The sequence below is a fragment of the Streptococcus sp. V728 genome (genome assembly GCF_052077995.1).
GTDB lineage: Bacteria > Bacillota > Bacilli > Lactobacillales > Streptococcaceae > Streptococcus > Streptococcus infantis_B.
Genome location: NZ_JBQJJH010000002.1, coordinates 57,868 through 75,765 on the forward strand (window position 1 = coordinate 57,868; position 17,898 = coordinate 75,765).

The 17,898-nt window shown below is 38.9% G+C and carries 21 protein-coding genes; 20 read left to right on the forward strand and 1 reads right to left on the reverse strand.

Annotation, left to right across the window (positions count from 1 at the left end; translation table 11 throughout):
• Positions 1-240: 240 nt before the first annotated feature.
• The 11 genes from tmk to ACTO1Y_RS01595 all read left to right on the forward strand — a co-directional run bounded on the left by tmk (position 241) and on the right by ACTO1Y_RS01595 (position 9,116).
• Complete coding sequence (tmk, locus tag ACTO1Y_RS01545) at positions 241-879, forward strand: dTMP kinase (RefSeq protein WP_441348098.1); 639 nt, start codon at positions 241-243, stop codon at positions 877-879.
• Positions 876-1,760, forward strand: coding sequence for a DNA polymerase III subunit delta' (locus tag ACTO1Y_RS01550; protein WP_441348099.1), 885 nt, complete (start codon positions 876-878; stop codon positions 1,758-1,760). The genes tmk and ACTO1Y_RS01550 overlap by 4 nt, the downstream gene beginning before the upstream one ends.
• A 36-nt stretch (positions 1,761-1,796) precedes the next feature.
• Positions 1,797-2,114: a DNA replication initiation control protein YabA gene (gene yabA / locus ACTO1Y_RS01555; RefSeq protein ID WP_016465702.1), complete on the forward strand. Its 318-nt coding sequence runs from the start codon at positions 1,797-1,799 to the stop codon at positions 2,112-2,114.
• A 2-nt stretch (positions 2,115-2,116) separates the two neighbouring features.
• A complete protein-coding gene (gene rsmI, locus ACTO1Y_RS01560) occupies positions 2,117-2,995 on the forward strand; it encodes a 16S rRNA (cytidine(1402)-2'-O)-methyltransferase (RefSeq protein ID WP_441348100.1) in 879 nt (292 codons plus the stop codon).
• Positions 2,996-3,073: 78 nt separating this feature from the next.
• Positions 3,074-4,027 carry a hypothetical protein gene (locus tag ACTO1Y_RS01565; protein ID WP_441348101.1) on the forward strand — a complete coding sequence of 318 codons (954 nt, stop codon included), beginning with the start codon at positions 3,074-3,076 and terminating at the stop codon, positions 4,025-4,027.
• Positions 4,028-4,184: 157 nt separating this feature from the next.
• Positions 4,185-5,519, forward strand: a complete 1,335-nt coding sequence (gene trmFO, locus ACTO1Y_RS01570) for a methylenetetrahydrofolate--tRNA-(uracil(54)-C(5))-methyltransferase (FADH(2)-oxidizing) TrmFO (protein ID WP_441348102.1) — start codon at positions 4,185-4,187, stop codon at positions 5,517-5,519.
• 83 nt (positions 5,520-5,602) lie between these two features.
• The gene (gene pyrH / locus ACTO1Y_RS01575; protein WP_254725695.1) at positions 5,603-6,340 is read left to right on the forward strand and encodes a UMP kinase; all 738 of its coding nucleotides are present in this window, start codon (positions 5,603-5,605) and stop codon (positions 6,338-6,340) included.
• Between the two features lie 8 nt (positions 6,341-6,348).
• Entirely contained in the window at positions 6,349-6,906 is a 558-nt protein-coding gene (frr, locus tag ACTO1Y_RS01580; RefSeq protein ID WP_006152642.1) for a ribosome recycling factor, read from the forward strand.
• Between the two features lie 60 nt (positions 6,907-6,966).
• Positions 6,967-7,821: an RNA-binding virulence regulatory protein CvfB gene (cvfB, locus tag ACTO1Y_RS01585; protein WP_441348103.1), complete on the forward strand. Its 855-nt coding sequence runs from the start codon at positions 6,967-6,969 to the stop codon at positions 7,819-7,821.
• Positions 7,822-7,829: 8 nt separating this feature from the next.
• Positions 7,830-8,045, forward strand: a complete 216-nt coding sequence (locus tag ACTO1Y_RS01590) for a YozE family protein (protein ID WP_441348104.1) — start codon at positions 7,830-7,832, stop codon at positions 8,043-8,045.
• Between the two features lie 84 nt (positions 8,046-8,129).
• A complete protein-coding gene (locus tag ACTO1Y_RS01595) occupies positions 8,130-9,116 on the forward strand; it encodes a PhoH family protein (RefSeq protein ID WP_314945313.1) in 987 nt (328 codons plus the stop codon).
• Positions 9,117-9,172: 56 nt separating this feature from the next.
• On the opposite strand, the gene ald is transcribed toward ACTO1Y_RS01595, so the two are convergent.
• Positions 9,173-10,285 carry an alanine dehydrogenase gene (gene ald / locus ACTO1Y_RS01600; RefSeq protein ID WP_441348105.1) on the reverse strand — a complete coding sequence of 371 codons (1,113 nt, stop codon included), beginning with the start codon at positions 10,283-10,285 and terminating at the stop codon, positions 9,173-9,175.
• 164 nt (positions 10,286-10,449) lie between these two features.
• On the opposite strand from ald, the gene ACTO1Y_RS01605 reads away from it, so the two are divergent.
• The 9 genes from ACTO1Y_RS01605 to ACTO1Y_RS01645 all read left to right on the forward strand — a co-directional run bounded on the left by ACTO1Y_RS01605 (position 10,450) and on the right by ACTO1Y_RS01645 (position 17,884).
• The gene (locus ACTO1Y_RS01605; RefSeq protein WP_441348106.1) at positions 10,450-11,019 is read left to right on the forward strand and encodes a GNAT family N-acetyltransferase; all 570 of its coding nucleotides are present in this window, start codon (positions 10,450-10,452) and stop codon (positions 11,017-11,019) included.
• Positions 11,020-11,084: 65 nt separating this feature from the next.
• Positions 11,085-11,726 carry a helix-hairpin-helix domain-containing protein gene (locus tag ACTO1Y_RS01610; RefSeq protein WP_441348107.1) on the forward strand — a complete coding sequence of 214 codons (642 nt, stop codon included), beginning with the start codon at positions 11,085-11,087 and terminating at the stop codon, positions 11,724-11,726.
• A complete protein-coding gene (locus tag ACTO1Y_RS01615) occupies positions 11,710-13,920 on the forward strand; it encodes a ComEC/Rec2 family competence protein (protein WP_441348108.1) in 2,211 nt (736 codons plus the stop codon). Before ACTO1Y_RS01610 ends, ACTO1Y_RS01615 begins: the two co-directional genes overlap by 17 nt.
• A 123-nt stretch (positions 13,921-14,043) precedes the next feature.
• On the forward strand, positions 14,044-15,330 hold the full coding sequence (locus ACTO1Y_RS01620; protein ID WP_000169115.1) for a peptidase U32 family protein: 1,287 nt from the start codon (positions 14,044-14,046) through the stop codon (positions 15,328-15,330).
• A 13-nt stretch (positions 15,331-15,343) separates the two neighbouring features.
• Positions 15,344-15,655, forward strand: coding sequence for a CHY zinc finger protein (locus tag ACTO1Y_RS01625; protein WP_025170042.1), 312 nt, complete (start codon positions 15,344-15,346; stop codon positions 15,653-15,655).
• 230 nt (positions 15,656-15,885) lie between these two features.
• The gene (locus ACTO1Y_RS01630) at positions 15,886-16,086 is read left to right on the forward strand and encodes a F0F1 ATP synthase subunit C (RefSeq protein ID WP_001054551.1); all 201 of its coding nucleotides are present in this window, start codon (positions 15,886-15,888) and stop codon (positions 16,084-16,086) included.
• A gap of 32 nt (positions 16,087-16,118) precedes the next feature.
• Complete coding sequence (gene atpB, locus ACTO1Y_RS01635; RefSeq protein ID WP_178894902.1) at positions 16,119-16,835, forward strand: F0F1 ATP synthase subunit A; 717 nt, start codon at positions 16,119-16,121, stop codon at positions 16,833-16,835.
• A gap of 18 nt (positions 16,836-16,853) precedes the next feature.
• Positions 16,854-17,348, forward strand: coding sequence for a F0F1 ATP synthase subunit B (gene atpF, locus ACTO1Y_RS01640; protein ID WP_441348109.1), 495 nt, complete (start codon positions 16,854-16,856; stop codon positions 17,346-17,348).
• A complete protein-coding gene (locus tag ACTO1Y_RS01645) occupies positions 17,348-17,884 on the forward strand; it encodes a F0F1 ATP synthase subunit delta (RefSeq protein ID WP_441348110.1) in 537 nt (178 codons plus the stop codon). The genes atpF and ACTO1Y_RS01645 overlap by 1 nt, the downstream gene beginning before the upstream one ends.
• The last annotated feature ends 14 nt before the right edge of the window (positions 17,885-17,898 follow it).

The following is a 17,898-nucleotide window of genomic DNA, read 5'->3' on the forward strand; positions in this document are numbered from 1 at the left end:
TAAGTCAGACACTAAAAGAATCTTGCTAAGCAAGGTTCTTTTTTTCTAGCTATACAAAGACAAAATAAGACAGTATGGTAGTTGATTACGAATATAGAAACTTAATTAAATAATTATCTACTTTATTAACGAATATATATCCTAGTTTTTCAGAATAAATTTTTATTAGGCTAAAAAGCTTTTCACAAATGCCTCTTTTTTTGATAAAATAGAAGGAAGAAAAAAAGAAATGAGTTCGTCATGTCAAAAGGATTTTTAGTCTCTCTTGAGGGGCCAGAGGGAGCTGGTAAAACAAGTGTACTTGAAGCTATCCTTCCTGTGTTAGAAGAAAAAAATTTTGGGGTCTTAACGACACGTGAACCCGGTGGCGTATTGATTGGTGAAAAGATTCGTGAAGTTATTCTAGACCCAAGTCATACTCAAATGGATGCCAAGACAGAGCTTTTACTTTATATAGCTAGTCGTCGACAACATTTAGTGGAAAAGGTTTTACCTGCCCTTGCAGCCGGTAAACTGGTCATCATGGATCGTTTTATTGATAGCTCGGTTGCTTATCAAGGCTTTGGTCGTGGTTTGGACATTGATGCTATTGAATGGCTCAACCAATATGTTACAGATGGGTTAAAGCCTGATTTGACACTTTATTTTGATATTGATGTTGAGAAAGGTCTTGAACGAATCGCAGCAAATAGTAATCGTGAAGTGAATCGTTTAGACTTGGAAGGTTTAGACTTGCATCGCAAAGTCCGTCAGGGATATCTCTCCCTTCTTGAAAAAGAAGGTGATCGCATTGTTAAGATTGATGCCAGCTTACCACTAGATCAAGTTGTTGAGAATACTAAGAAAGTCTTATTTGACAGAATGGGGCTGCAAGAATGAATCAAGAGCAATTAAAGGCTTGTCAACCACAACAATTTGAACGTTTTGTTCATATCTTAGAACAAAAACAGCTCAATCATGCCTATCTCTTTTCAGGCTTTTTTGGAAGTATGGAGATGGCTTTATTTCTGTCTAAGAGTTTGTTTTGTACTGAAAAACAGGATGTCTTACCCTGCGAGTCTTGTCGAAATTGTAAGTTGATTGATCAAGAAGAATTTCCCGATGTCACAGTTATTCGTCCGATTAATCAGATTATAAAAACTGAGAGAATTAGAGAATTAGTTAGTCAGTTTTCTCAATCAGGGATTGAAAATCAACGTCAGGTTTTTATCATTGAACAAGCTGAAAAAATGCATGTTAATGCTGCTAATTCACTTCTAAAGGTTATCGAAGAACCTCAAAGTGAAATCTATATTTTCTTCTTAACCAATGATCAAGAACAAATTTTGCCAACCATTCGAAGCCGGACACAGATTTTCCAATTTAAGAAACAAGTGGCAAATCTTATGGTTGAACTCGAGAAAGCAGGATTGGTCAAAAATAAAGCAAGACTCTTAGCTGAGTTCAGTCAATCACAAGCAGAAGCCGAAAAACTGATCAATCAACCTAGTTTTTGGACTTTGGTAGAAGAAAGTGAGCGTTTATTTGCATGGTTAGAAACTGGGAAAAAGGAAGCGTATTTGCAGGTGGCAAAATTAGCTAGTTTAGCAGATGACAAAGAAAAGCAAGACCAGGTATTTAGAATTCTAGAAGTAATCGCTGGACAAGAGATTCTAAAAAATTCAGCTCGTAGAATCTTGCAAAATCTTGTCGAAGCTAGAAGAATGTGGAAGGCAAATGTTTCCTTCCAAAATGCTTTGGAATACCTAGTTTTACAATAATATGAAGATGAAAACAGAAAAAAGAAAGGGCTGTCTATGAACAAGAAAGAATTATTTGATGCTTTAGACGATTTTTCTCAACAGTTGTTGGCAACCTTGGCAGATGTCGAAGCCATCAAAAAAAATCTCAAAAGTGTAGTAGAAGAGAATACAGCTCTTCGCTTGGAAAATGATAAACTGAGAGAGCGCTTAGGAGAAGAAGAGGATTCTGCTCCTGCAAAGACCAAGCATGTTCGAGAAAATGTTCGTCGAATCTATGAAGATGGCTTTCATGTGTGTCGCGATTTTTATGGACAGCGTCGTGAACAAGATGCGGAATGTATGTTCTGTGATGAGTTGTTGTTTAGGGAGTAAGCATGCAAATTCAAAAAAGTTTTAAAGGTCAGTCACCTTATGGTAAGCTATATCTTGTCGCAACGCCGATTGGAAATCTTGAGGATATGACCTTTCGTGCCATTCAGACCTTGAAAGAAGTGGACTGGATTGCTGCCGAGGATACTCGAAATACTGGGCTTTTACTCAAGCATTTTGATATTCCGACCAAACAAATCAGTTTTCATGAGCACAATGCCAAGGAAAAGATTCCTGATTTGCTTCTTATTTTAAAAGACGGTCAAAGTATTGCTCAAGTTTCCGATGCAGGACTTCCTAGTATTTCAGATCCAGGTCACGATTTAGTTAAGGCCGCTATTGAAGAGGATATCGCGGTTATTACAGTTCCAGGTGCTAGCGCAGGAATTTCTGCCTTGATTGCCAGTGGCCTGGCACCACAACCTCATATTTTTTATGGTTTCTTACCAAGAAAATCGGGACAACAAAAGCAATTTTTTGAATCGAAAAAAGATTATCCAGAGACTCAAATTTTCTATGAATCTCCACATCGCGTGTCCGATACGCTGGAGAATATGCTAGAAGTATACGGAAATCGCTCGGTTGTCTTGGTTCGAGAGTTGACCAAGATTTATGAAGAATACCAAAGAGGTCAGATTACAGACTTACTAGAAAGTATTTCTCAAACACTGCTTAAGGGCGAGTGCCTTCTCATTGTAGAGGGAGCTAGTCAAGAAGTAGAAGATAAGGATGAAGAGGACTTGTTCTCAGAAATCCAAGAACGTATCCAACAAGGAATCAAGAAAAATCAAGCCATTAAGGAAGTCGCTAAAATTTATCAGTGGAACAAAAGCCAACTCTACGCTGCCTACCATGAGTGGGAAGAGAAACAAGCTAACAACTAAACAGGGAAGTTTTCCTTCTTCCCGAAGTGAATCTAACAATCATAAGTATTTTGCTAAGAATACTTATTTGGAGGGGAAATGAAAAGCAAAGTGTTGAAGAAAGTAATTGGCCTACTGTTGGCTATTCTCACATTATTTGTATTGTCAGCATGTAACAACAGAGTCGATCGTGATTTAGCTAAAACAGCTATTTCAAACATTCGTTCCGTAGTAGAAGCTGCAGGACTAGAAGCAGAAGAATACTCGACAGCTTACGTTGAAGGAACTAGTAGACGAGTAGTTGATGTCTATGTGGATTTTGAAAAAGACTATGTTGAGAAAACTCCAGTCCTTAAATACAATCCGGATCTTAAAGAAGTTGAAAAGAAAATTTTCTTTGTTTTTCCTAAGAAAACAGTCTATCGTTTAGAAATGGAGTATGATTCTGGTGATGACGACTATGACCGATTTAAAAAAGCTTACAATACGATACTTCCAAGTGCTAGCTTGGCTTCAACAGCTACCTTGACTTCAACATATTTAAGCGAGGATGCGATTAGGAAACTTTACATTAAAAATTCAGTTGAATTGAGTCACTATGACTTTTGGTTCAAATATTCTTTGTTACCGAAAGAAGAATATAGTGACAACCCTAAAATCCGTCTTAAATTGAGAGAAAAAAGAGAAGCAATTTTGAAGACGGATGTAGAAGAACTCACTCCCTTAATCAAGGATTTAGACCCAAGTAGAGTCAACAATCTCGATGAAGAGACACTTGTCCGTAATCGAGATTTACTCTTAAAAAGGGTTGCTGACAATCGTTCGACCTTTAGTGTTACAATACTATTTAGTATAGATCAGGTACGAAAACAGAACCTCCAAGTAACTAATGAAGATATTGACAATTGGACAAGGTCTGATTTTAAATATTTACTTGCTCAAATAATTGAAATCGAAAAACTACCTAGGAATACAGAAGTAGGCTTTGGCATAGATTACAAAGACAAAAGTAATCGGTATGCTCATAAATCTTACAGTTTCTATAAACAATAATTTTTGAAAGACATTCAGGAATTCTCCTGTTTGTCTTTTTACTAGGCTTTTTGGTATAATGGACCAAGTATTAATTTAGAAAGATTTGTGGGTGTCAAACAATCTAGTAGCTTGTTTTGATTTGGACTTAGTTTGCACCCAAAGAGGTATTAGTGTCATGTCTCAATCTTATATCAATGTTATTGGTGCGGGTTTAGCAGGTTCGGAAGCAGCCTACCAAATCGCAGAACGAGGTATTCCTGTTAAACTTTATGAAATGCGTGGTATCAAATCAACACCTCAGCATAAAACAGACAATTTTGCTGAGTTGGTTTGCTCAAACTCCTTGCGTGGAGATGCTCTTACAAATGCTGTAGGTCTCCTCAAGGAAGAAATGCGTCGCTTAGGTTCTCTTATCTTGGAATCAGCAGAAGCAACGCGTGTTCCTGCTGGTGGTGCTCTCGCGGTTGACCGTGATGGTTTCTCTCAAATGGTCACTGAAAAGATTGCCAATCATCCTTTGATTGAGGTCGTTCGTGACGAAATCACAGAATTGCCAACAGATGCTATTACAGTTGTAGCAACTGGTCCTTTGACAAGTGATGCTCTTGCTGAGAAAATTCATGCACTTAATGGAGGAGATGGTTTTTATTTCTACGATGCTGCAGCGCCTATTGTGGATGTCAATACAATCGATATGAACAAGGTTTATCTCAAATCTCGATATGATAAGGGAGAAGCAGCTTATCTCAATGCTCCGATGACCAAACAAGAATTTATGGATTTCCATGAAGCCTTGGTCAATGCAGAAGAAGCACCTCTTAACTCTTTTGAAAAAGAAAAGTACTTTGAAGGCTGTATGCCAATTGAAGTCATGGCCAAACGTGGCATTAAAACTATGCTCTATGGTCCTATGAAACCAGTTGGACTAGAATATCCAGAAGATTACAAGGGGCTTCGTGATGGAGACTTTAAAACTCCTTATGCAGTCGTTCAGCTTCGTCAAGATAATGCGGCTGGAAGTCTCTATAATATCGTCGGTTTCCAGACTCACCTCAAATGGGGAGAGCAGAAGCGTGTCTTCCAAATGATTCCAGGTCTTGAAAACGCTGAGTTTGTTCGCTATGGAGTCATGCACCGTAATTCCTACATGGACTCTCCAAATCTTCTTGAGCAGACTTATCGTTCTAAGAAACAGCCAAATCTTTTCTTTGCTGGTCAGATGACTGGTGTAGAGGGCTACGTTGAGTCAGCAGCATCAGGTCTAGTAGCTGGTATTAACGCTGCTCGTCTCTTTAAGGGAGAAAGCGAAGCTATTTTCCCAGAGACAACTGCAATCGGAAGTTTAGCTCATTATATCACCCATGCTGATAGCAAACACTTCCAACCAATGAATGTCAACTTCGGCATTATCAAAGAATTAGAAGGTGAACGAATCCGTGATAAAAAGACTCGTTATGAAAAAATTGCGGAACGTGCCTTGTCTGATTTAGAGAAATTTTTATCTGTCTAATTTTTTTGAAAGAATTGCTCGTGATACTATAAAAATCTTTGAAATTGTGATAAAATAGGTAGGATAAAAAAAGGAGAGAGAAAATGGTGGAACCTAAGTATAAACGTATCTTAATCAAGCTATCTGGTGAGGCCCTTGCTGGCGAACGTGGTGTCGGGATTGATATCAAAACTGTCCAAAGTATGGCCCAAGAAATCAAGGAAGTTCACGAGCTAGGAATTGAAATTGCCTTGGTTATCGGTGGTGGAAACCTTTGGCGTGGAGAACCTGCAGCAGAAGCTGGTATGGATCGTGTTCAGGCAGATTACACTGGAATGCTTGGGACAGTTATGAATGCTCTTGTGATGGCAGATTCATTGCAACAAGTAGGGGTTGATACTCGTGTACAAACAGCTATTGCTATGCAACAAGTGGCAGAACCTTATATTCGTGGACGTGCCCTTCGTCACCTTGAAAAAGATCGTATTGTTATCTTTGGTGCAGGAATCGGTTCACCATATTTCTCAACAGATACTACAGCAGCTCTTCGTGCAGCTGAAATTGAAGCAGACGCTATTTTGATGGCTAAGAATGGTGTAGACGGTGTCTACAATGCTGATCCTAAGAAAGATAAGACTGCTGTTAAATTTGAAGAATTGACTCACCGTGATGTCATCAATAAAGGTCTTCGTATCATGGACTCAACGGCTTCAACACTGTCAATGGATAATGACATCGACTTGGTAGTCTTTAATATGAACCAACCTGGTAATATCAAACGTGTTGTATTTGGTGAAAATATCGGTACAACAGTTTCAAACAATATCGAAGAAAAGGAATAGGAAAAATTATGGCTAACGCAATTGTAGAAAAAGCTAAAGAGAGAATGACTCAATCTCACCACTCTCTTGCTCGTGAATTTGGTGGTATCCGCGCAGGTCGTGCAAATGCAAGCTTGCTGGACCGTATTACTGTTGAATACTATGGTGTCGAAACACCTCTGAATCAAATCGCTTCAATTACAATTCCTGAAGCGCGTGTTTTGTTGGTAACACCGTTTGATAAATCATCATTGAAGGATATCGAACGTGCCTTGAACGCTTCAGATCTTGGTATTACACCAGCTAACGACGGATCTGTTATTCGTTTGGTAATCCCAGCTCTTACAGAAGAAACTCGTCGCGACCTCGCTAAAGAAGTGAAAAAAGTTGGTGAAAATGCTAAAGTAGCTATCCGTAATATCCGTCGTGACGCTATGGATGAAGCTAAGAAACAAGAAAAAGCTAAAGAAATAACTGAAGATGAATTGAAGACTCTTGAAAAAGATATTCAAAAAGCGACAGACGATGCTGTTAAACACATCGACGACATGACTGCCAATAAAGAAAAAGAAATCTTGGAAGTCTAAGAAATAAACAGAAAAACTCAGTTGGCATTGCTGGCTGAGTTTTATTCGAAAGAAGGAAACATGAATACAAATCTTGCAAGTTTTATCGTTGGACTTATCATCGATGAAAATGACCGTTTTTACTTCGTTCAAAAGGATGGTCAAACATACGCTCTTGCTAAGGAAGAAGGTCAGCATACAGTTGGTGATACTGTTAAAGGTTTTGCCTACACAGATATGAAGCAAAAACTTCGCTTGACAACTCAAGAAGTGACTGCAACTCAGGATCAATTTGGTTGGGGAACTGTCACAGAAGTGCGTAAGGACTTGGGTGTTTTTGTTGATACAGGATTACCTGACAAGGAAATCGTTGTGTCACTTGATATCCTGCCTGAACTGAAAGAGCTATGGCCTAAAAAGGGCGATAAACTTTATATTCGTTTAGAAGTCGATAAGAAAGACCGTATCTGGGGAATCTTAGCTTATCAGGAAGACTTCCAACGTTTGGCACGTCCAGCATACAACAACATGCAAAATCAGAACTGGCCCGCAATCGTTTATCGTCTTAAGCTATCAGGAACTTTTGTCTATCTACCAGAGAACAACATGCTTGGATTTATCCATCCAAGTGAGCGCTATGCAGAACCACGTTTGGGACAAGTGTTAGATGCGCGAGTTATTGGTTTCCGTGAGGTTGATCGAACGCTTAATCTCTCTTTAAAACCACGATCTTTTGAGATGTTAGAAAATGATGCCCAGATGATCTTGACTTACTTGGAAAGCAATGGTGGTTTCATGACCCTCAACGATAAGTCATCACCTGACGATATCAAGGCTACTTTTGGTATTTCAAAAGGTCAGTTCAAAAAAGCTCTCGGCGGATTAATGAAAGCTGGCAAAATTAAACAAGACCAGTTTGGTACAGAGTTGATTTAGGGAGGCCTATGAGAAAATCATTTTATACCTGGCTTATGACAGAACGAAATCCTAAAAGTAATAGTCCCAAAGCCATTTTAGCGGATCTTGCCTTTGAGGAGTCAGCCTTCCCAAAACATACGGATGATTTTGATGAAGTCAGTCGTTTTTTAGAGGAACATGCTAGTTTTTCCTTTAACTTAGGTGATTTTGACCGTATCTGGCAGGAATATTTAGAACATTAAACCAGCTAGGGATGTTAGGGATAGCAATTTCTAAAAGCCTTTGTTATAATAAAAAGAAATTAAAGTATGAGAGAGGTTCTTTATTTGAAGGAACATTCAATAGATATTCAGCTGAGTCATCCAGATGACTTGTTTCACCTTTTTGGTTCTAATGAACGTCATCTTCGATTGATGGAGGATGAGTTAGATGTCATCATCCATGCCCGCACAGAGATTGTCCAAGTCTTGGGAGAGGAGTCTGCGTGTGAGGAAGCCCGCCAGGTTATTCAAGCCTTGATGGTCTTGGTCAATCGTGGGATGACTGTCGGAACTCCTGACGTGGTGACAGCTATCAATATGGTTCGAAATCATGAAATTGATAAATTTGTCGCCCTTTACGAAGAAGAAATTATTAAGGATAATACAGGTAAACCAATTCGTGTGAAGACCTTGGGGCAAAAACTCTATGTCGATAGTGTGAAGCACCATGATGTAACCTTTGGGATTGGGCCAGCTGGTACGGGTAAAACATTCCTAGCAGTGACCTTGGCTGTTACAGCTCTTAAACGTGGTCAAGTCAAGCGTATTATCTTGACTCGACCAGCTGTGGAAGCGGGCGAGAGTCTAGGATTTCTTCCAGGGGATCTCAAGGAAAAAGTAGACCCTTATCTTCGACCTGTCTATGATGCCTTGTACCAAATTCTTGGGAAGGACCAAACAACTCGTCTCATGGAGCGAGAAATTATTGAGATTGCGCCTTTGGCCTACATGCGTGGACGTACTCTGGATGATGCCTTTGTCATTTTGGATGAAGCGCAAAATACAACCATCATGCAGATGAAGATGTTTTTGACTCGTCTTGGATTTAATTCAAAAATGATTGTCAATGGTGATATTAGCCAGATTGACCTGCCGCGTAATGTTAAATCAGGTCTGATTGATGCCCAGGAAAAACTTAAGAACATTCACCAGATTGATTTCGTTCATTTTTCAGCCAAGGATGTGGTTCGACATCCAGTCGTTGCTCAAATTATTAGAGCTTATGAACCGCTAGCTGTTAAGGCTGAAGAAAACCAAGAAGAAACTAAATAAGAAAAAGAGCAGTTAAAAACTGCTCTTAATTTTTTTGTTTTTAAGAAAAACTAATATTAAACAAGTTCACCAATAGGAGTGTAGTCACGATCTAAGCCTTCCGCAACTGGTTGACTAGTCAATTGACCTTGATAAGTTGTAACACCTTCACGTAAACCATCATCTTCAAGAATCGCTTTCTTAAAGCCTTTTCCTGCCAAGGCTTCAATATAAGGAAGTGTCACATTTGTGAGGGCGATGGTAGATGTACGGGCAACTGCACCAGGAATGTTGGCAACGGCATAGTGAAGAACCCCATGTTTTTCATAGACAGGCTCATCGTGGGTTGTCACACGGTCAGCTGTTGCAATAACACCACCTTGGTCTACAGCAACGTCAACGATAACAGAACCAGGACGCATTTGTTGAACCATGTCATCTGTTACCAATTTCGGAGCTTTGGCACCAGGAATCAAGACAGCACCGATCACAACATCTGCTTCACGAACACTTGCTTCGATATTAAATGGGTTAGACATCAGAGTTTGAATTTGGTGACCAAAGACGTCTTCTAGGACTGCTAGGCGTTTGGCGCTGATATCAAGAATAGTTACTTGCGCTCCCAAACCAAGAGCGATACGAGCTGCATGTGTACCAACCACACCACCACCAATGATGGTTACTTTCCCTTTTGGAACACCTGGTACACCACCGAGTAAGACCCCTGAACCACCAGCTTGTTTCGTCAAGAAGTGAGCTCCGATTTGTACAGCCATACGACCTGCAACCTCACTCATTGGGACGAGGAGAGGAAGTTGTCCTTCAGTATCACGAACAGTTTCATAAGCGACACCAGTTGTTTTCGCTGCTAACATAGCATCTGCCAATTCAGGAGCGGCAGCCATGTGCAAGTAGGTGAAGAGAAGTAAGTCTTCACGCAAGAATTGATATTCACTAGCAAGTGGCTCTTTTACTTTAACAACTAACTCTGCAGCCCAGGCTTCAGCAGCTGTAGCTACAATCTCAGCTCCTTGCTTTTCATAGTCAGCATCAGCAAAACCAGATCCAAGTCCAGCATTTGTTTCAATGAGGACACGGTGACCACGACCCACGAGACTTTGTACACCAGCAGGTGTCAAAGCAACACGATTTTCATTATTTTTAATTTCTTTTGGAATTCCAATTAACATAAAGATAACTCACTTTCTATCAGACAGTTTCAGTTTTATATCACATTTTTTGTTTTTTTGTGATGATTTTATTGTATATGAAACCGTTTTAAATTGCAAGAATAATTTGTAAACTTATTTCTTTTATGTTATTCTTTTACCAACCTATTTTAGGAGGTACAATCATGGAATCACTATTTATCAAACTAGCGAGGTATCCAATTATCGAAACAGAATGTTTAGTACTTAGACCAGTAACACTTGATGATGCAGAAGCTATGTTTGAGTATGCTTCAAATAAAGAAAATACACGCTATACTTTTCCAACCAATCAAAGTCTAGAGGAAACTAAGAACAATATTGCCCAGTTTTATCTAGCCAATCCATTGGGCCGATGGGGAATTGAACTAAAAAGTACTGGAGAGTTTATCGGAACTATTGACCTGCACAAGATGGATACTGTTCTTAAGAAGGCAACCATTGGTTACATTATCAATCAAAAATATTGGAATCAAGGTTTGACAACTGAAGCCAATCGAGCCGTGATTGAACTAGCTTTTGAAAAGATTGGAATGAATAAGTTAGATGCCTTTCATGATAAGGATATTCCTGCATCAGGAAAGGTCATGGAGAAATCAGGAATGCGCTTCTCTCACGAAGAACCATATGCTAGAATGGATAAAAATGAATCTAGAAGATTCGTAACAGATGTCCATTATGTCTTAACCAAGGAAGATTATTTTACAAATAAGTAAGCAATTGAAAAGATTTTTCGACTGTTTTTTCTTTTTCTTACGAATAAGCTAAGAGAGGAGAAAATATGGAAGTATTTATCGAGAAAATAAAAGAATATAAAATCATCGTCATCTGTGTTAGTTTGGGTTTGATCCTGGGTGGATTTTTCCTCTTAAAACCAGTCGCTCAAACACCTGCTAAAGAAAGTAATTTGCAGACAGAATTTACAACTGTTTCGAAGGATTCGACGGATGAAAAGGAGGATGGGAATCAGAAGGAAGAAGTGGTAGAGCAAGATCTAATTACTGTCGATGTCAAAGGGGCTGTTAAATCGCCGGGGATTTACGATTTGCCAGTTGGAAGTCGTATCAATGATGCTGTTCAAAAAGCTGGTGGACTGACAGATAATGCTGATAGTAAGTCTATAAATCTTGCCCAGAGAATTAGTGACGAAGCGCTTGTCTATGTTCCAACTAAGGAAGAAGCTACCAGTCAAGGAATGCCATCAAGTGCTTCTAACAACAAGGAAAATAAGAAAGTCAATCTCAATAAAGCCAGTGTAGAGGAACTTAAACAAGTCAAAGGTTTAGGTGCGAAACGTGCGCAAGATATTATTGACCATCGTGAGTCCAACGGTAAGTTCAAGTCAGTTGATGATCTCAAAAAGGTTTCTGGTATTGGTGCAAAAACGATAGAAAAGTTAAAAGAGTATGTCACAGTGGATTAATCGTTTTCCCATCCCAAAAATCTATCTTAGTTTTCTTTTGCTATGGCTCTACTATGCAATCTTTTCAGCAAATTTCTTAGCACTTTTTGGCTTTGTCTTTTTACTAGCCTGCCTTTTTTTCCAATTTCCATGGAAGACTGTGACCAAAGTCCTATTGGTTTGCAGCTTATTTGGGAGTTGGTTTGTATTTCAAAAATGGCAGCAAGAAGAAGCGAGTCAACATCTAGTCAACACGGTTGATACAGTTCGAATCTTGCCTGATACCATCAAGGTTAATGGTGATAGCTTGTCTTTTCGTGGCAAGGCTGATGGTAGAATCTTTCAGGTCTATTATAAGCTCCAGTCAGAAGCCGAAAAGAAAAAATTTCAAGACTTATCTGAACTACATGAAATGGCTGTGAAAGGCAAGTTAGCTAGTCCTCAAGGGGCAAACAATTTTGCTGGTTTTGATTATCGAAACTATCTCAAAACGCAAGGAATCTATCAGACCTTAACTATATCCGAAATTGTGGAATTAAAGCAAATTTCCAGTTGGGATATTGAAGAAAATCTATCAAGTTTGAGGAGAAAAGCAGTTGTCTGGATTAAACGGAATTTTCCCGATCCCATGCGCAACTATATGACCGGTCTTTTATTGGGGCATTTAGATACGGACTTTGAGGAAATGAATGAACTCTACTCGAGTCTGGGGATTATTCACCTTTTTGCTTTATCTGGAATGCAAGTCGGATTTTTCATGGATGCTTTCAAGAAGTTACTTTTGCGTTTGGGTTTGACGCAAGAGAAGTTCAAATGGCTAGCCTATCCCTTTTCCTTAGTCTATGCAGGTTTGACAGGATTTTCAGCCTCTGTTATTCGTAGTCTTCTACAAAAGCTATTGGCTCAGCATGGCTTTAAGTCACTGGATAATTTTGCTTTAACGATTCTTATTCTATTTCTTATCATGCCGAACTTTTTCTTAACTGCTGGGGGAGTTCTTTCCTGTGCTTATGCCTTTATCCTGACCATGACTGGTGAGGAAGTAGCAGGGATAAAAGGTCTGGTTAGAGAGAGTTGCATTATTTCCTTGGGAATTCTTCCAATTTTATCATTTTATTTTTCAGAATTTCAACCGTGGTCCATTCTCTTGACATTTTTCTTTTCATTCTTATTTGATATGGTCCTGTTACCGCTCTTATCGATTCTCTTCTGTCTGTCATTTATATATCCCATCACCCAGTTCAACTTTCTCTTTGAATGGCTTGAAAACATCATTCGCTATATTTCTCAGCTATCTACGAGGCCTCTTGTTTTTGGTCAGCCGAGTCTTTGGATTTTAATCCTTCTTTTGATTATTTTAGCTCTCATCTACGATTATCGAAAGAATTTGAAAAAAATATCTATGCTTGTCATAGTTGCTATCTCGCTCTTTTTAGTAACCAAACATCCACTGGAGAATGAAATCACAGTCCTAGATATGGAACAGGGGCGGAGCATTTTCCTAAGAGACATGACAGGAAAGACCATACTACTGGATGTCGGAGAAAAATCTGAACGTGACAAGAAAGAAGCCTGGCAGGAGAGGATTTCCTCTAGCAATGCCGAACGGAGTTTAATCCCTTATCTAAAAAGTCGAGGAGTTGCAAAGATTGATCAGCTTGTGCTAACGACTAGTGATACTAAGCAGTTAGATCATGTGTTAGAAATCAGTAAATCCTTCGAGCTTGAAGAGATTCTAGTAAGTGAAGAAACTTTATCTAAAAGAGAATTTATGGATAAGCTGAAGAAAAGCAAAGTCAAGGTAGCTGCTATCAAAACAGGACAGCAGTTGTTTATTTTTGGGAGTGTTTTGGAAGTAATCACTAGCCAAAGTAGCGATAAAAAGGATTCAATGGTCTTGTATGGAAAGCTACTAAACCAAACCTTTCTAGTTACTGGAGATATAGAGAATAAGTTCTTAACCAAGTCTTATCCAAAACTCCAAGCAGATATTGTGATAACTCATCAGCAAGCATCAAATAAAAAGACAGATGTAGAAATCCTCAAAACCTTACAACCTAAAGCCACTATCATTTCGGTAGACAAGAAGAAAAAATTCAAAGAAAAAAATGAGGAAAGTAACCAAGAACTTGGGAATTCGATTTATAAAACGGACCAAAAGGGTGCCATTCGTTTCAAAGGTTGGAGTTCTTGGCGAATAGAAACAGTTCGCTGAACTCATGAACGAGAATAACATTAAAATTGTCTAAACAATCAATCAAAACTTGATTTTAGAACCTTTTTGCTATAAAATGGTAAAGATTAGTGTCAAACTTTTATATTGCAAATAGGAGAAAACATGACAAAAACTTTGAAACGTCCTGAGGTTCTATCACCTGCAGGAACACTAGAAAAACTAAAAGTAGCTGTTCAATACGGTGCAGATGCTGTCTTTATCGGTGGTCAGGCCTATGGTCTACGTAGCCGTGCTGGTAACTTTACTTTCGAACAAATGGAAGAAGGAGTTCAGTTTGCGGCTAAGTATGGCGCTAAGGTTTATGTAGCGGCTAATATGGTTATGCACGAGGGAAATGAAGAAGGTGCTGGAGAATGGTTCCGTAAATTGCGTGATATCGGAATTGCAGCGGTCATCGTATCTGACCCAGCCTTGATTATGATTGCGGCAACTGAAGCACCAGGTCTTGAAATTCACCTTTCTACACAAGCTAGTGCGACCAACTATGAAACACTAGAATTCTGGAAAGAACTTGGCTTGACGCGTGTTGTTTTGGCGCGTGAGGTTTCTATGGAAGAATTGGCAGAAATCCGCAAACGTACAGATGTAGAAATCGAAGCCTTTGTACATGGTGCGATGTGTATTTCTTACTCTGGTCGTTGTACTCTTTCAAACCATATGAGTATGCGCGATGCCAACCGTGGTGGATGTTCACAGTCTTGTCGTTGGAAATATGACCTTTATGATATGCCATTTGGTAAAGAACGTAAGAGCCTCAAGGGAGAAATTCCTGAAGAATTCTCCATGTCTGCGGTTGATATGTCTATGATTGACCATATTCCAGATATGATTGAAAACGGAGTGGACAGTTTGAAGATTGAAGGTCGTATGAAGTCTATTCATTACGTTTCAACAGTAACAAACTGCTACAAGGCTGCAGTCGATGCCTACCTTGAGAGCCCTGAAAAGTTTGAAGCAATCAAGCAAGACTTGATTGATGAAATGTGGAAGGTTGCCCAACGTGAATTGGCTACAGGTTTCTACTACGGAACACCATCTGAAAATGAACAGCTTTTCGGTGCTCGTCGCAAGATTCCAGAATACAAGTTTGTTGCTGAAGTAGTAGCTTATGATGATGCGACTCAAACAGCAACTATTCGTCAACGTAATGTTATCAATGAAGGTGACCAAGTCGAATTTTACGGTCCAGGTTTCCGTCATTTTGAGACATATATTGAAGACCTTCACGATGCTAAAGGAAATAAAATCGACCGTGCACCAAACCCAATGGAACTCTTGACCATCAAGGTTCCTCAACCAGTACAAGCCGGTGATATGGTCCGTGCTTTGAAAGAAGGTCTGATTAACCTTTATAAAGAAGATGGAACAAGCGTTACTGTTCGTGCCTAGATAAGGAAAAATCATGGTTCAAGCTCAGGGATTGCTGGTAGATGCTGAAAGCAGATGTGTTCATTACCATACTGATAAAGACATCGTAGCCTTACAGTGCTATGAGTGTCAGAAATACTATGCCTGTTATCAGTGTCATAATGAACTGGAGTCGCACATATTTTCTCCCTATCCTTTAAATCTGAAAGAAGATAGACCTATCTTATGTGGATCCTGTGGGAAAACACTAACGTATGAGGATTATACAGAGACGGGCACTTGTCCATACTGTAAAGCTGCATTTAATCCAGCTTGCCAGAGTCATCATTCATTTTATTTCAAATAAGAAAAGGTAAATCCAGGTTTTGAAACTTGGATTTTTTCTTTTCAGAAAAATAGGAAAGATAAGGAAAAATATATGAAATGACATTAAAAATTTCTATATGATTGTCTTGAAAATCGTAAAAATGGAAATAAATGATTCAAAACGCTTCCATTCCTAGTAAAAAGTTGACAAAAGCAAATTTTAGGACTAAACTAGGGAGGTAAATTTAATTTAAAAAAGGAGAATTCGTCATGAATTTAACATTTTTCGGACTTTGTCTTGCCTGTATGGGTGTATCTCTTGCAGAAGGATTTTTGATGAACGGTTTGTTCAAATCTGCAGCACGCCAACCAGATATCATCCCACAATTGCGTAGTTTGATGATCATGGGGATTGCCTTTATCGAAGGAACATTCTTTGTAACCTTGGCGATGTCATTTGTCATTAAATAGACAACTCTATTTAGAAATGGAGGTGTCAAACCATGGAAGAAAGTTTGAATCCAACCGTTAATATTGGACCAATATCCTTTGATTTGACCCTGCTTGCCATGTCTCTTGTAACTGTTTTGATGGTTTTTGCCTTTGTCTACTGGGCAAGTCGTGAAATGACCATCCGTCCAAAGGGCAAACAAAATGCTCTTGAGATGATTTATGACTTTGTGATTGGTTTTACCAAACCAAACATTGGAGAATCATACATTAAGGATTATTCCTTGTTTCTGTTTTCTCTATTTCTGTTTATCTTGGTTGCCAATAATATTGGCTTAATGGCAAAAGTACAAACAACAAACGGTTATAACTTGTGGACTTCCCCAACAGCTAACCTTGGATACGATTTATCCCTCTCATTATTGATCACTTTGATCGCCCATGTAGAAGGAGTTCGTCGTAGAGGCGTTAAAGAATATTTGAGAGCATTTGTTACACCTGGCTTTATGACTCCGATGAACATTTTAGAAGAGTTCACCAATTTTGCTTCCTTGGCGATTCGGATCTACGGAAATATTTTTGCCGGTGAGGTCTTAGCTGGATTGCTATTGACCTTGTCACAAAATGCTTTGTATTGGTATCCTTTTGCCTTTATCGCAAACATGTTATGGACAGCTTTTTCAATTTTCATTTCATGTATTCAGGCTTATGTATTTACCATGTTGTCATCAATGTACATTGGTAAAAAAATAAATGAAGGGGAAGAGTAAGTAGAGGAGGATTAGAAGATGGATTTAACTATTAGTACCATTATCGGTGACTTTATTCTTATCGCTGGTTCCTTCCTTTTATTGATCTTTTTAGTGAAGAAATATGCTTGGGGAAATATTTCCAGCATCTTAAATGAACGTGCTGAAAAGATTTCTTCAGATATTGATGGTGCCGAAGAAGCCCGTAAAAAGGCAGAGGAGCTTGCTAGCAAACGCGAAGCTGAGTTATCAGGTAGCCGTACCGAAGCTAAAACGATTATCGAGAATGCAAAGGAAACAGCTGAGAAAAGTAAAGCTGATATTTTGGCCGAAGCTAAACTTGAAGCAGGGCGCTTAAAAGAAAAAGCCAACCAAGAAATTGCTCAAAATAAAGCTGAAGCTTTACAAAGTGTTAAGGGAGATGTGGCAGACTTGACAATCAGTCTAGCTGGAAAAATTATCTCTCAAAACCTTGACGGTCAGGCCCATAAAGAACTCATTGATCAGTATATCGATCAGCTAGGAGAAGCTTAATGGACAAAAAGACTCTAAAGGTAATTGAAAAATACAGCATGCCTTTTGTCCAATTGGTGATTGAAAGAGGAGAAGAAGACTCTATTTTTTCAGACTTGTCTCAAATCAAGCAAGTAGCTGAAGAAACAGGCTTACCTTCTTTTTTAGCTCAGGTGGCAGTAGATGAGTCGGATAAAGAAAAAACGGTTCGTTTTTTCCAGGACTCTGTGTCACCTTTAGTGCAAAACTTTATCGAGGTTCTACTTTACAATCACAGATCAAACCTGTTTTATGATGTGATTGTAGATTGCTTGAATCGTCTTGAAAAAGAAACCAATCGTTTTGAAGTGACTATTTTGTCTGCACATCCTTTGACTGGTGAACAGAAAGAACGACTAATTCCTCTAATCGAGAAAAAGATGTCTCTAAAAGTTCGTAGCATTAAGGAAAAAATTGACGATAGTTTAATCGGTGGTTTTGTTATTTTTGCCAATTACAAGACAATTGATGTGAGTATTAAACAACAACTTAAAGTTGTTAAGGAAAATTTGAAATAGAAAGTGGTGTTCTT